Here is a 12925-nt window from a genome sequence, read left to right as displayed (position 1 = left end):
CCCCGACCAAGGTGGCAACAACAACAACAACAACGGGAACAACGGCAATACCAATGGCGGTAATGGTGACAGCCAGAACGGAGGGGGCGCCAATGCGGGCTAATCTCGCCGCTCCCGGTCGCCAGCGCGGCATGGCGCTGCTGGTGGTGCTGCTGATCCTCTCGGTGATGGTGATCATCGCCAGCAATATGAGCGGCCGCCTGCAGCTTGAGCTGCGCCGCACCGCCAACATCACCACCGGCAAACAGGCGTGGTGGTATGCCCTCTCGGCGGAAGCGCTGGTGAGCAAGGTGCTGACGCAGGATTTCAAGGACAACCCCGAGGTGGTCAACCTCAGCCAGAACTGGGCCCGCAAGAACACTGTGTTTCCGGTGGACGATGGCCAGCTCAAGGGCGAGGTGACCGACCAGCAATCCTGCTTCAACCTCAACAGCCTGAGCGTGGCCTCCAAGGCGGGAAGCGGCGAGGAGCTGGCGCAGCAGCCCTATCCGGTGCAGGTGTTTCGCGAACTGCTCAAGCAGCTGGCGATGGATGATTACGAGGCGGCCCAGCTCACCGATGCCATCCGTGACTGGACCGACAAGGATACGGTGCTGGTCTCCAGCCTTGGCGCAGAGGACGCCTATTACGAGGGGCTCAAGCCACCCTATCTGACCGCCAACCAGTGGATGCTGGGCAAGGACGAGCTGAGGGCGGTGCGCGGGGTGACGGCCAGGGTCTATGCCAAACTGGCCCCCTATGTCTGCACCCTGCCCAGCGACAAGTTGAAGATCAATATCAATACCCTTGCCCCCGAGCGCCCCGAGCTGCTGGTCGCCCTCTATCTGGGCACTATCGGGCTGGATGACGCCAAGCGGGTGCTGAACGAGCGGCCACAGAAGGGGTGGAAAGAGAGCAAGCTGATGACGGACATGCTCGCTCCGGTCGATTCGGTGAAAGGACTGAAAGAGGCGCTGGTGGTGAAAAGCGACTTCTTCGAAGCCCGAGTCGTGGCCGAGGTCGGCGACAACCGGGCCTGGCTCGAAACCCTGTTCCAGCGGGGCAAGGACAATAAACTGGTGATGCTGCGCCGCCTCAGTAGCGGCGCCGAATAAACAGCGCACCTGCAGGCCATCGCCCGCGGGTACGAGAGATGTTGGATGCAGCCTGCGGGCTGCGCACCGGTTGCCAGGGCGCACAACGCCCTTTGCAAACCGGTATCGCAGGAGAGAGATGCGTGAGCGAAAGTCTGGTCATCCGACTGGGGACCAATAAACAACAACCCGTGGCCTGGCTGGTCTGGTCCGGTCAGGAGCAGGAGATCATCGCCTCCGGCACCCTGCCCTCGGCCGATGCTCTGGGCGAGCTGCAGGAGCGGGCCGGTGGCCGCCCCGTGGTCACGCTAGTGCCGGGCAGCGATCTGATCTTCCGGCGCGTCACCCTGCCGGGTCGCTACAACCGCCAGTCGGCAGCGGCCCTCCCCTACCTGCTGGAGGAGCAGATCGCCTCTGACGTGGACGAGCTCCATCTGGTGGTGCTGGCCCACGAGGGCCAGCAGGTGGATCTGATGGCGGTGGATCGGCAGAAGATGGGCGAGTGGCTCGGCTGGCTCGATGCCGCTGGCCTCAAGAGCCTGCAACTGCTGCCCGATGTGCTGGCGCTACCACAGGCCGCTGATGGCTGGTCTGCCCTGCAACTCGGCAGCGAGTGGCTGGTACGCCAGGGCCACTGTCAGGGGATCGTCGCCGACGAGCCGCTGCTGGCCATCTTGCTGGCGACGGAAGCGGAGCCGGTCACCATCCACAGCCACACACCGGTGCCCGCCATTGCCGCCGCTAACTGGCAGGCGGCGGAGCCGGAGCTGCCCATGCTGCTGCTGGCCAAAGGGGCACTCACCTGCCGCGCCAACCTGCTGACCGGCCCCTATCGACCCCAGACCGAATATGCCCGCTACTGGTTGCAGTGGCGCAAGGTAGCCATCACCGCGGGTCTGTTGCTGCTGGTGGCCCTCGGCCAGCGCGGGGTACAGCTCTATCAGCTCACCGAGCAGGACAAGGCGCTGAAAGCGGAGATCCGTGCCGTCTATACCCGCATCTTCCCGGGGGAGAGCCGCATCGTGAACGTGCGCAGCCAGATGAACCAGCATCTGCAACAGATGGGACAAGCCCCGCAAAACGGCGTGCTGCTGATGCTCACCGAGCTGGCCCCCACCTTTGCCGAAGTCCCCGGCCTCAAGCCGCAGGTGATGCGCTTTGATGCCAGTCGCCGCGAGCTGAGGCTGCAGGTGACCGCCCCAGGCTTTGCCGAGATCGAGCGGTTCCGTGAGCTGGCTGGCAAGCAATTCGAGGTACAGCAAGGCGAGGTGCGCAGCACCGAGGGCAAGGTAGAGGGCGCACTGGTGCTCAAGGGTAAATCATCATGATGGAAAAATTGCAGAGCTGGTGGCACGGCATCACCGCACGGGAACAGCGGCTGGTGGTCACGGGTGGCGCCTTGTTGCTGGTCGGTCTCTTCTACTGGAGCGTCTGGCAGCCCATCGCCAACCGCATCGCGGAGCGGGAGCGGCAAGTGCAGAACCAGCAGCAGACCCTCGCCTGGCTCAAGGAGAAAGGTGAAGAGGTGCTGGCCATGCAGGGTGGCTCGGGTCGCCAGATCGACACCAGCGGCACCCTGGAAGGGGTGGTCAACCGCACAGCCTTCAATCACAAGATCAAGATTGCCCGGCTGCAACCCCAGGCGCAGGAGCTGCAAGTGTGGATCGACACGGTCCAGTTCGATGACTTGCTGCTCTGGCTCTCCACGCTGGTGGAGCAGCACGGCATTCAGGTTCAAATCATCGAGATCGCCCGCGAGGATCTGGCCCCAGGTCTGGTCAAGGTCAGACGTTTGCAGTTGAGTCGTCCACAATGAAAAAACGCATCCTGATTGCCAGCCTGTTTCTGGCCGCCTATCTGCTCTTCCTGCTGGCCACCCTGCCCGCGGCACTGGTGGCTCGCCATCTGCCGCTGCCTGCCAACGTTGCCAACCTGCTGAAACTGGAAGGGGTGAGCGGCACCCTCTGGAGTGGCCAGATTGCCCGACTGCAATATGCCAGCGAATCGGTGAACCAGCTGCGCTGGGATCTCAACGGCTGGTCGCTGCTGCGCTTCGCCCCCGAAGTAGCCATACGCTTTGGCGATCGCAACGGACTCAATGGTCAGGGCGTTGTCGGCTGGAATGGCGCCGCTTTCGGCCGGGATCTGACCCTCAACGCCCCCGCCCCCTGGCTGCTGAGCCGGGTGCCGATGCGCCTGCCGATCCCGCTCACCGTCAGCGGCCAGCTACAGCTCAAAGTGGAGCAATTTGCCCAGGGCAACCCCTGGTGTGACAACCTCTACGGCAACCTCGACTGGTACAACGCCAGCGCCGATACCCCGGCGGGCAAGCTGGATCTGGCCGATCCTGAGCTGAAGCTCACCTGCCTCGACTCCAAGCTGGTGGCCGAACTCAAGCAGAGCTCCGATGCGGTGCAGACCATAGGTCGCCTCGAGCTGCAACCCAATGGCCAATACCTGTTCCAGGGCACCCTGAAACCGGGCCCGGCACTGCCACCGCAGATGCAGCAAGGGCTCCCCTTCCTCGGCCAGCCCGACAGTCAGGGCCGCTTCCCCCTGCGCTATCAGGGGCGGATCTAACCCCTGCTGCGACAAGGCCCCGGAGTATTTCCGGGGCCTTTATCCGCTAATAACCTGTTCCTGTTACCAATATTTGCTTATCTCTCGGCGCAACGCTTCTGCGGTTGCCTGACCGCTTTCCGATGCCAGTGCCCGTCCGGCGATAAAGGTCTTGGCCCGGATCCCTTCAAACAGATGGATATCTTCCGGCACGATACCGCCGGTGATCGACAGCTCTAGCCCCAGCTCGGAGAGCGCCCGCATCTTGCTCAAATCGGCCTGCGTCCAGCTGACCCCGGCCAGCTCGGCATCCCGCGAGCGGTGATAGATAGTCTGGGTGATCCCCATATCGGCCCACTGTTTGGCATCATCTAGCGTCCAGTTACCGTAAATCTCGATCTGGATCTCCCCGCCAAACTCATCCGCGACTTTCTTGCAGGCTGCAATGGTAGCAACGTGTGCAGCGGCCGATACCGTGATCCAGTCAGCTCCGGCCGAGAAGGCCATACGGGCCAGAATGGCACCACCATCGGTGGTCTTCATATCGCACACTATGATGTGATCAGGATGACGCTCGCGCATGGTGCGTACCGCAGACATGCCTTCCGCAAAGGCCAGAATAGTGCCGACCTCGATCACCTCGACATAACCGGCAACGCGATCGGCAATATCCACGGCGGTAGCAAGATCGGTAGAATCCAGAGCAATCTGTAACATTGGTTTGGTCATACTATATTTCCTCAATTTAAAATATTGGCAGAATGGATTGGCCCATTGATTTAAAGTCGATAAAGGGCCGTAACCTGACGTCACTAACATAAATAGATGGGCAATTTAAATAACGGGGCGACTAATTAGCGCTGGCCGTAATAGGCATTCTCACCATGCTTTCTGAAATAGTGTTTGTCAGACAACTCCTGCGTAATATGGATGGCTGGGTTCAACGCTCTGGTTGCCAGCGCCATGGTCGCGACCTCCTCCAGCACCAGCGCATTGTGCACCGCATCCACCGCACTCTTGCCCCAGCAGAAGGGGGCATGGCCGGTGATGACCACGCCTGGCAAGGCCTGCGGATCCAGATCCCGTCGCTGAAATTCTTCGACAATGACCTTGCCGGTATTTTTTTCATAATCAATGCGGATTTCATCTTCAGTCAGCGGACGGGTGCAGGGAATATCGCCATAGAAATAATCGGCATGGGTGGTACCCAAGGCGGGAATATCCATTCCTGCTTGCGCCCAAATAGTGCCATGACGGGAATGGGTGTGCACAATACCGGAAATGCCTTTAAACGCTTTATATAAAACCAGATGAGTTGCGGTGTCACTGGACGGGGATAAATGCCCATCAACGATCTGGCCTGCCAAATCAACTACCACGATATCGTCAACAGTCATATTGTCGTAAGAGACCCCGGATGGCTTGATGGCCACCACACCCAGATTGCGATCAATCTGGGACACGTTGCCCCAGGTCAGGGTAACCAGACCGTATCGGGGCAACAGCAGGTTGGCCTCCAGTACCGCCTCTTTCAATGAGTTGTACATTTCGTTCTCCTGGGCCCCTTGCGAAACCCCGTTGGGTGCCTCAGACCGCTTGCGCCAGCGCCTGATCAATGACGTTGAATACATCTGCCGTGCTCTGGCACGCTCGCAGCTTGTCGAGGTTGATCCCGCTCTCGCTGTTTTCATCCTCCAGCACCTGAGTCACCTCCATCAGCCCCTCCATGTGTTCATCCGAGGTACTGCCCGCCAGCGTTACCAGCACGTCCACCGGCTCCTCTTCCCCTTCAAATTTCACCGGCGTAGTCAGGGTGACCAGTGCAAACGCCGTGCGATTGACTCCATCCTCCGGCCTTGCATGGGGCATCGCGAACTGGGGGGCAATCACGATATAGGGCCCCATCTTTTCAATGCTACCGATGATCGCATCGTGGTAGCGAGGCTCCACGGCGCCGGAGCGGATCAGCATGTCAGTGCCCAGTTTAATGGCGCTGCGCCAGTCGCTGGCGGCCGCGTTGAGCAATACAGAGTTGTTTTCCAGCAGAGATTGTTTGAATTTCATCTTGTTCTCCTTGCCCGCTGCCGAGTGCAACGAGGCTCATCGGCTTAATTTGCAAAGTTGTTCTTGATGATGCCAAGCAGTTCATCACCAAACGAATTGGGGTTGAGCATGTTCTGTACCCCCAGCACGAATTTGCCCTCACCGGGGCTCATCTCGCCGGCCAGATGCTTGGAAGAGACGATGATGTCGGTGGTCTGCAGCTTGGTTTTGTAATCGGCCACGGCGCAGGAGTCCATGACATGGGGCACACCACGCTGCTCGAGAAACTTGCCGATCTTCATCTTCATCATCATGGATGAGCCCTGACCATTGCCACATACCGCCAGGATCCGCACTGCACTTCCCCCTTTGGCACTCTCGGCTGGCAAGGCTGACAGCTCGGCCGCCTCTTCTGCCACAGCGACACTCGGGACTGCCATATCCTCTTCCATCCGCAGGGTGCGGGAAGCGCAGTACATATAGAGCCCGGCGCCGATCAGCAACACCACAAAGAACAGGGAAGAGAAGGAGAGCCCCTGCATGATCACCGGGAACACCAGCGCCCAGTCAGCCATGCCCATCCAGCCATTGAAGCTGGTGCCATTGGCCGCGAACAGGTGGATAGCCCAGGCAGAGCCCAGCACCTCGATGATCCCCATGACGAAGCAGATCTTCATCACCGCGCGCCAGCCGCCAAAGTGGTTGGCGAACACCCCTATGGTGGCGTTGGAGAAGAACATGGGAATGAAGCCCGGGATAATCATGATGGGCGCCTGGAATGCCAGCAGGGCAAGCACCGCGAGAAACTGACCGATAGCTCCCCACATAAAGCCAAAGACCATGGCATTCGGCGAATAGGCGTAGATAGCGGCGCAATCGATTGCCAGGACGGCGTTGGGAATGACCCGTTCGGAGATCCCCTTGAAGGCCTCGGAAAGCTCGGCAACGAACATCCGCACCCCCACCACGATGACCTGAATGGCGACCGCAAACTTGAGACCGGTCTCGAGAATGTAGATAGACCAGTGGGTCTGACCCGCCATCTGTTGCAGATTATCGAGGCCAAACGAGAGCAGGATGATGCCGAAGAAGATAGTCATCACGATGGCGGTCGCCGTGATGCTGTCGTGGAAGATGTGCAGCCACTTTGGCAGCTTCAGGTGATCGACGCTCTCCTCCTTATTGCCCAGTTTCGGCGCCACCTTGGTGGCAATCCAGGAGGCGACCTGTTGCTGGTGACCGATGGAAAACCCAGCTCCGCCAGTTACTTCCTGAGTCGGCTTGAACATGATGTTGGAGGAGATCCCCCAATAGAGCGCCATGATAACGGCGGAATAGAGGATGGTTTCCCACATCGAGGCGCCCATCACCATATAGAAGACCGCGATCAGACCTACCTGCTGAAACATGATGTGGCCAGTCAGCATGATGGTGCGGATCCCGGTATAACGCCGCAGCAACACCAGCAGAATATTGAGGGCGAGGGCCAGCAATACCGCATATCCGACCCAGGAGTAGTTCTCTCCCATGGTTTCCATGGTCGCCATCATGGTGGTGTAGGGATCAATCACTGAACCGGTGAGGTGATGATATTCCGCAATCTTGTCCACCACCGGCTTGAAACCGGCCACCAGCGTACTGGCGCCCACCTGCACCAGCATGAAACCGACGATGGTCTTCACGGTGCCCTTGACGACCTTCGTGCCATCCTGCTTGAGCAACAGGTAGCCAATACAGGTCACCAGCCCCAACAGCAGGGGTGCCTTGGTCATCACCTGACTGTAAAAGATGTAAAAAGCGTTGTAGAGGGTTTCCATATTTATGCTCCGTCCAGATGAGGACAACTCATTGCTATTGGATTGGTGCAAACATCTCACCATTCATATGGGCATTGCTTTACCTGACGCCCCGCGAGCAGATTCAACTGTCACCACTCACTGTCAAATCCAAAATAATCATACATAATCATATGGTGATTTATTGTGATGAAGATCGAGGTCGGGAGAATCTCTTTTTTCCACCATCCGGATGTGAAATTTAGGTTAAAAGGGTACTCAAAGCTGCATAAAAGGATTCAAAGAATCCCTATAAATAGGCGAAAAATAAATAAACCCAATAAATACAATCACTTAAAAATATACTCATCTCTTGATTGTGATATGCCGCAATTAATCTCACAAAACAATCACCACAATCATTGATAATCAGAAAAAGCAGTAATATAGTCACATCCAATCAAAACAAATCACTGGCTCGCAACCATGCAAGCCATGTCATCACCCGATGAATCACCACTGTGTGAACCATCCAAATCAGAAAGGTATGTGAGATGAGCAAGATTGATGAAATCACCCGTGAATCGTGGATCCTCAGCACCTTCCCCGAGTGGGGCACCTGGCTGAATGAAGAGATTGAGCAGGAAGAGGTCAAACCAAACACCTTCGCCATGTGGTGGCTGGGCTGCACCGGTATCTGGCTGAAGTCTGCCGGCAATACCAACATCTCCATCGACTTCTGGTGCGGCACGGGCAAGCGAACCCATGGCAATCCCTACATGAACAAGCAGCACCAGATGATGCGGATGGGGGGCGTGCGCAAGCTGCAACCCAACCTGAGAACCTCACCTTTCGTGCTCGATCCTTTCGGGATTAAAGATATCGATGCGGTGTTGGCCACCCACGATCATGCCGACCATATCGACGTCAATGTGGCGGCTGCCGTGCTGCAAAACTGTGGTGAGCATGTGAAGTTCATCGGCCCGAAAGCCTGTGTCGACCTCTGGCTGCGCTGGGGTGTGCCTGCCGAGCGTTGTGTGGTGGCGCGAGTGGGTGACGAGATCCCGGTGGGTGACATCGTGATCAAGGTACTCGATGCCTTTGACCGTACCGCGCTGGTCACCCTGCCGGCGGGGGTCTCCTCCACCGACAAGAGCATTCTGGATGGCATGGATGAGCGGGCAGTGAACTATCTGGTCAAGACATCCGGGGGCAACCTCTACCACTCGGGTGATTCTCACTACTCCAACTACTACGCCAAGCATGGCAATGACTACCAGATCGATGTGGCGCTGCTCTCTTATGGCGAGAACCCCCGCGGCGTGACCGACAAGATGACCTCATCAGACATCTTACGGGCTGGGGAGTCCCTCAATACCAAGGTGGTGATCCCGTTCCACCACGATATCTGGGCCAACTTCCAAAGCGATCCCCGCGAGATCGAAGTGCTCTGGAACATGAAAAAGGATCGCCTCGGCTATCGCTTCAGCCCCTTCTTCTGGCAAGTCGGTGGCAAGTACACCTTCCCGACCGACCAGAGCAAGCTGCACTACCAGCACCCGCGCGGATTCGATGACATCTTCATCGACGAGCCGGAGCTGCCTTACAAATCTTTCCTGTAAGCATGCCCTGTCAGACGTCGGGTAATACGAGGGAGGGTGATGGAGATGGGCCTGCAAGGCGTCATCTCAATCACCCCCTCTATTACCCAGCCTCTCACCAGACAACAAGAAGATCAGACGATGCGCTATCACGCCCTGGCCCTCGATCTCGATGGCACCACCCTGACCAATGCTCACACCATCATGCCGGCCGTCAAAGAGGCCATCATGAGGATCAAGGAGCAGGCCACCGTCATGCTGGTCACCGGCAGACACCACACGGCAGCCCACCCCTATCACCACGAACTGGGGCTGACCACTCCCATCATCTGCTGCAACGGCACCTACGTTTACGACTACGACCGGCGCACCGTGCTGGCAGAGAACGCCATTCCCCATGAAATGGCACAACGCTTTATCGCGCTGGCAAGGGAGCACCAGCTCAACCTCGTCATGTATGTCACTGACCGCATGGTCTACTCCGCTCATCAGCCGGTACGCTACGTGGCGGCCCTGCAGCAGTGGGCCAGCAGCTTTGCGCCGCCGATCCAGCCGCAGGTAGCCAGTGTTGACTCGTTTGAAGAGGAGTTGGCCAACAGCAGCCATGTCTGGAAGTTCGTGGCCGAGGGAGAGATCACCGCCATTCATGCCTTCTCACATCACCCTTGGGTACGCGAACACTTCAGTGGTGAACAGTCCTGGGCCAATCGGGTTGATTTTGCCCGCCGTGGCAACAGCAAGGGATCGCGACTGCAGGAGTATCTGGACCAGCAAGGGATCACCCCGGCACGACTGGTCGCCATCGGCGACAACCACAACGACACCTCCATGCTCTGCCTCGCTGGGATGGGCATCGCCATGGCCAATGCCGAGCAGGAGGTCAAACAGATGGCCAACCGGGTCACCTGCGAGAGCAACGACGAGGGCGGGATCCTCGAGGTATTGAACCGCTATTTCCCTATCTGAATGCAGGAGCTTGTATGCACCACTTTGACCATGCCTTACGCCTCGGCCTATATGAAAAAGCGATGCCCTCTGCACTGGAGTGGCAAGAGAAAATTCTGTCGGCCAAGGAGCTTGGCTTTGATTTCATCGAGATATCCATTGATGAATCAGATGAAAAACTGCAACGGCTCGACTGGTCAGATAGCGAAATCTATCGGCTCAGACGCCTGTGCGAGCAGCACAGCTTACCGCTGCACTCCATGTGCCTGAGCGCCCATCGCCGCTTTCCGTTTGGTTCGCAGGATCCGGCCATCCGCAAGCAGGCGGCCATCATCATGGAAAAAGCGATCAATCTGGCGTACAAGCTCGGCATTCGCTGCATCCAGCTGGCGGGCTACGACGTCTATTACGAACCGCAAAGCAACGAGACCCACCGCCACTTCATCGACGGGATGAAGGCGGCAGCCAAAATGGCGGAACGGGCAGGCATCATGCTGGGTGTGGAGATCATGGATACCCCCTATCTCAACTCCCTCAGCAAATTCGAGGTGCTGAAAAAGCAGATCCCCTCCCCCTACTTTATGGCCTATCCGGATGTCGGCAATATCACCGGCTGGAACTATGACATCTGCACCGAGCTGCAACTGAGTGCGAACCATATCGTGCAGATCCACCTCAAAGACACCCGCAAGGTAACGGCAGATTGCTGCGGGCAGTTCCGTGATCTGGTCATTGGCGAGGGAGAGGTCGACTTTGCAGCCATTTTCCACACTCTGGCAAAAATCGGTTACAACGGCCCCCTGGTACTGGAGATGTGGGCCAAGGATGAAGAGTGGGCCAGCAAGCTGAAAACGGCCAAGGGGCGACTGGTCGAACACGCTCGGCAAGCCGGTCTGGCAATCGCCTGAAGGCTCATTATCAGAAGAGTTAACAAGGTTGCTGTCATCCACACCTATGCGCGATATAATCACCACCCAATCAGATTCAATCATCATTAGGCATGATATGACAGAAGCACATCGCCATAACGCCATTTTGGAACTGCTCAATCAGAAACGTCATCTGTCGGTCAACAGCATAATGCAAGCCTTTGATATCTCTCCGGCCACCGCGCGCCGCGATATCAACAAGCTCAATGACTCCGGCAAGCTGCGCAAGGTGCGCAACGGGGCCGAAGCCCTGATGCAGGCCAGAAAGGCCCACTGGTCTCCGCTCGACAGCAATGAAAGCCTCAATCACAGCGAAAAGGTGCGCATCGCCCAGGCGGCAGCAGCCCTGATCAAACCGGGGGAAAGCGCGGTCATCAACTGTGGCTCCACCGCCTTCGTGCTGGGTCAGGAGATCTGCGGGCAGGATGTTCAGGTCATCACCAACTACTTCCCGCTCGCCAACTACCTGATCGAGAATGACCATGACGGCGTGGTGATCATCGGCGGTCAATACAACAAGTCGCAATCCATCACCCTGGCACCGCAGGACGAGATCTCCTCCCTCTATGCCGGGCACTGGATGTTTACCAGCGGCAAGGGCGTGACCGCCGATGGTCTCTACAAGATGGATATGCTGACCGCCATGGCGGAGCAGAAGATGCTCAACCACGTCGGCCGACTGGTGGTACTGGCTGACAGCAGCAAGGTGGGACAACGGGCAGGCATGCTGTTTTGCGCCGCCAGCAAGATCGACATTCTGATCACCGGCAAGGATGCGGATAAAGAGGTTATCGAGCAGATCAAAGCCAAAAATGTGCAGGTCATTCTGGTCTAGGACATAAAGTGCCGCGGCGCTTTGTCGGCGCCTTCATTCAAGGCCATTTTCGGCCAGAAACCGCAGATACGAAAAAGCCCAAGCGGGTGACCGCTTGGGCTTTCTCTTTGAATATGGCGGAGGAGGTGGGATTTGAACCCACGGATGGTCGCCCATCGCCGGTTTTCAAGACCGGTGCATTCAGCCGCTCTGCCACCCCTCCGAACGGCGTGCATACTACGCTAAGCCCTTGTTCATATGCAATACATATTTCCTGTGGGATAGTGTGCGGGAGCAAAATGGCAGGTGGCTTGAAATTGTTCCTCGTCATCCCTATTTGTTCTACATACAATGCGTAAACATGCAGTAACAAACAGCGATCACGAGGCGGCTGCTCGCCGTCTCACCCGGACATCAAGAGGACACCCAAGATGGATACCCGTTCTATCTACACTGGCACCCAAAGTGCCGTACGCGATTCCAACAAGGTACTGCGTAACACCTATATGCTGCTCTCCCTCACTCTGGGCTTCTCTGCCGTGGTGGCGGGGGTCGCTACCGTGATGAACATGCCGCCGCTGCACTGGGCCGTGTTCCTGATCGGCGTCTACGGTCTGATGTTCCTGACCGAGAAGAATCGCAACAACGGCATGGGGCTGGTCTTCACCTTCGCCCTGACCGGTCTGCTGGGCTATAGCCTGGGCCCCATCATCAACATGTACATGAACAATGGTGGTGGCGAGATCGTGATGACCGCCCTTGGCGGCACCGCGCTTACCTTCTTCGGTCTGTCGGCCTATGCCCTGACTACCAAGCGTGACCTCTCTTTCATCGGTGGCATGCTGTTCGTCGGTTTCTGGGTACTGCTGGTGGCCATGATTGCCAACATCTTCCTGCAGATGAGCGCCCTGAGCCTGGCCCTGTCCGCCATGTTCATGCTCTTCTCCTCCGGTGCCATCCTGCTGACTACCCAGCAGATCGTGCGCGGCGGCGAGACCAACTACATCTCCGCCACCGTCACCCTGTATGTCTCCATCTACAACATTTTCCTGAGCTTGCTGAGCCTGCTTGGCGGCAACCGCAACTAATCAGAAACCCCGCTTCGGCGGGGTTTTTATTGGCGTCGATTTTTGTCAGGATAAGTTGTAAATCAAGGATATGAAGCGAAGTGGCCCTGATTTGGATC

Annotated in this window: 13 protein-coding genes and 1 tRNA gene; 9 read left to right on the top strand and 5 right to left on the bottom strand. The window is 57.6% G+C overall.

All coding sequences use genetic code 11. The features are described 5' to 3' along the window. Positions 1–92 precede the first annotated feature (92 nt). The 4 genes from exeK (at position 93) to exeN (ending at position 3653) form a co-directional block, all read left to right on the top strand. Complete coding sequence (gene exeK / locus AB5Z05_RS00070; RefSeq protein ID WP_368149814.1) at positions 93–1094, top strand: GspK family T2SS minor pseudopilin variant ExeK; 1002 nt, start codon at positions 93–95, stop codon at positions 1092–1094. Between the two features lie 122 nt (positions 1095–1216). Then, positions 1217–2401 (top strand): GspL family type II secretion system protein ExeL, encoded by a 1185-nt coding sequence (exeL, locus tag AB5Z05_RS00065; protein WP_058058339.1) that lies wholly within the window; start codon positions 1217–1219, stop codon positions 2399–2401. Next, positions 2398–2889 (top strand): GspM family type II secretion system protein ExeM, encoded by a 492-nt coding sequence (gene exeM, locus AB5Z05_RS00060; RefSeq protein ID WP_103251302.1) that lies wholly within the window; start codon positions 2398–2400, stop codon positions 2887–2889. Before exeL ends, exeM begins: the two co-directional genes overlap by 4 nt. After that, complete coding sequence (gene exeN / locus AB5Z05_RS00055; RefSeq protein WP_236294853.1) at positions 2886–3653, top strand: GspN family type II secretion system protein ExeN; 768 nt, start codon at positions 2886–2888, stop codon at positions 3651–3653. The genes exeM and exeN overlap by 4 nt, the downstream gene beginning before the upstream one ends. A gap of 63 nt (positions 3654–3716) precedes the next feature. On the opposite strand, the gene AB5Z05_RS00050 is transcribed toward exeN, so the two are convergent. The 4 genes from AB5Z05_RS00050 to AB5Z05_RS00035 all read right to left on the bottom strand — a co-directional run bounded on the left by AB5Z05_RS00050 (position 3717) and on the right by AB5Z05_RS00035 (position 7492). Then, the gene (locus AB5Z05_RS00050; protein ID WP_368149813.1) at positions 3717–4361 is read right to left on the bottom strand and encodes a 3-keto-L-gulonate-6-phosphate decarboxylase UlaD; all 645 of its coding nucleotides are present in this window, start codon (positions 4359–4361) and stop codon (positions 3717–3719) included. A 125-nt stretch (positions 4362–4486) separates the two neighbouring features. After that, a complete protein-coding gene (locus AB5Z05_RS00045) occupies positions 4487–5179 on the bottom strand; it encodes an L-ribulose-5-phosphate 4-epimerase (RefSeq protein ID WP_179903414.1) in 693 nt (230 codons plus the stop codon). 40 nt (positions 5180–5219) lie between these two features. Further along, complete coding sequence (locus AB5Z05_RS00040; protein WP_368149812.1) at positions 5220–5696, bottom strand: PTS sugar transporter subunit IIA; 477 nt, start codon at positions 5694–5696, stop codon at positions 5220–5222. Between the two features lie 44 nt (positions 5697–5740). Beyond that, on the bottom strand, positions 5741–7492 hold the full coding sequence (locus tag AB5Z05_RS00035; protein WP_368149811.1) for a PTS ascorbate-specific subunit IIBC: 1752 nt from the start codon (positions 7490–7492) through the stop codon (positions 5741–5743). A gap of 512 nt (positions 7493–8004) precedes the next feature. Here AB5Z05_RS00035 and ulaG point away from each other — a divergent pair. The 4 genes from ulaG (at position 8005) to ulaR (ending at position 11760) form a co-directional block, all read left to right on the top strand. Then, positions 8005–9072, top strand: a complete 1068-nt coding sequence (gene ulaG, locus AB5Z05_RS00030) for an L-ascorbate 6-phosphate lactonase (protein ID WP_368149810.1) — start codon at positions 8005–8007, stop codon at positions 9070–9072. Between the two features lie 120 nt (positions 9073–9192). Then, on the top strand, positions 9193–10017 hold the full coding sequence (locus AB5Z05_RS00025) for a Cof-type HAD-IIB family hydrolase (RefSeq protein WP_368149809.1): 825 nt from the start codon (positions 9193–9195) through the stop codon (positions 10015–10017). A gap of 14 nt (positions 10018–10031) precedes the next feature. Then, complete coding sequence (locus AB5Z05_RS00020; protein WP_368149808.1) at positions 10032–10904, top strand: L-ribulose-5-phosphate 3-epimerase; 873 nt, start codon at positions 10032–10034, stop codon at positions 10902–10904. A gap of 97 nt (positions 10905–11001) precedes the next feature. Next, positions 11002–11760 (top strand): HTH-type transcriptional regulator UlaR, encoded by a 759-nt coding sequence (gene ulaR, locus AB5Z05_RS00015; RefSeq protein WP_021229102.1) that lies wholly within the window; start codon positions 11002–11004, stop codon positions 11758–11760. A 114-nt stretch (positions 11761–11874) separates the two neighbouring features. On the opposite strand, the gene AB5Z05_RS00010 is transcribed toward ulaR, so the two are convergent. Continuing rightward, positions 11875–11962: transfer RNA gene (locus AB5Z05_RS00010), tRNA-Ser, on the bottom strand. A gap of 208 nt (positions 11963–12170) precedes the next feature. Here AB5Z05_RS00010 and AB5Z05_RS00005 point away from each other — a divergent pair. Next, the gene (locus AB5Z05_RS00005) at positions 12171–12827 is read left to right on the top strand and encodes a Bax inhibitor-1/YccA family protein (protein ID WP_368149807.1); all 657 of its coding nucleotides are present in this window, start codon (positions 12171–12173) and stop codon (positions 12825–12827) included. Positions 12828–12925: the final 98 nt, after the last annotated feature.

Source organism: Aeromonas sp. R2-4, from assembly GCF_040908365.1.
Classification (GTDB): domain Bacteria; phylum Pseudomonadota; class Gammaproteobacteria; order Enterobacterales; family Aeromonadaceae; genus Aeromonas; species Aeromonas veronii.
The sequence above is the reverse complement of the archived record's forward strand: the minus strand, read 5'-3'. Positions and strand labels throughout refer to the sequence as shown.

What these genes read in the sequence shown, in the direction of transcription:
- exeK (WP_368149814.1), top strand. Translation starts at nt 93, where the DNA reads ATGCGGGCTAATCTCGCCGCTCCCGGTCGCCAGCGCGGCATGGCGCTG.
- exeM (WP_103251302.1), top strand. Translation starts at nt 2,398, where the DNA reads ATGATGGAAAAATTGCAGAGCTGGTGGCACGGCATCACCGCACGGGAA.
- exeN (WP_236294853.1), top strand. Translation starts at nt 2,886, where the DNA reads ATGAAAAAACGCATCCTGATTGCCAGCCTGTTTCTGGCCGCCTATCTG.
- AB5Z05_RS00050 (WP_368149813.1), bottom strand. Translation starts at nt 4,361, where the DNA reads ATGACCAAACCAATGTTACAGATTGCTCTGGATTCTACCGATCTTGCT.
- AB5Z05_RS00045 (WP_179903414.1), bottom strand. Translation starts at nt 5,179, where the DNA reads ATGTACAACTCATTGAAAGAGGCGGTACTGGAGGCCAACCTGCTGTTG.
- AB5Z05_RS00040 (WP_368149812.1), bottom strand. Translation starts at nt 5,696, where the DNA reads ATGAAATTCAAACAATCTCTGCTGGAAAACAACTCTGTATTGCTCAAC.
- AB5Z05_RS00035 (WP_368149811.1), bottom strand. Translation starts at nt 7,492, where the DNA reads ATGGAAACCCTCTACAACGCTTTTTACATCTTTTACAGTCAGGTGATG.
- ulaG (WP_368149810.1), top strand. Translation starts at nt 8,005, where the DNA reads ATGAGCAAGATTGATGAAATCACCCGTGAATCGTGGATCCTCAGCACC.
- AB5Z05_RS00025 (WP_368149809.1), top strand. Translation starts at nt 9,193, where the DNA reads ATGCGCTATCACGCCCTGGCCCTCGATCTCGATGGCACCACCCTGACC.
- AB5Z05_RS00020 (WP_368149808.1), top strand. Translation starts at nt 10,032, where the DNA reads ATGCACCACTTTGACCATGCCTTACGCCTCGGCCTATATGAAAAAGCG.
- ulaR (WP_021229102.1), top strand. Translation starts at nt 11,002, where the DNA reads ATGACAGAAGCACATCGCCATAACGCCATTTTGGAACTGCTCAATCAG.
- AB5Z05_RS00005 (WP_368149807.1), top strand. Translation starts at nt 12,171, where the DNA reads ATGGATACCCGTTCTATCTACACTGGCACCCAAAGTGCCGTACGCGAT.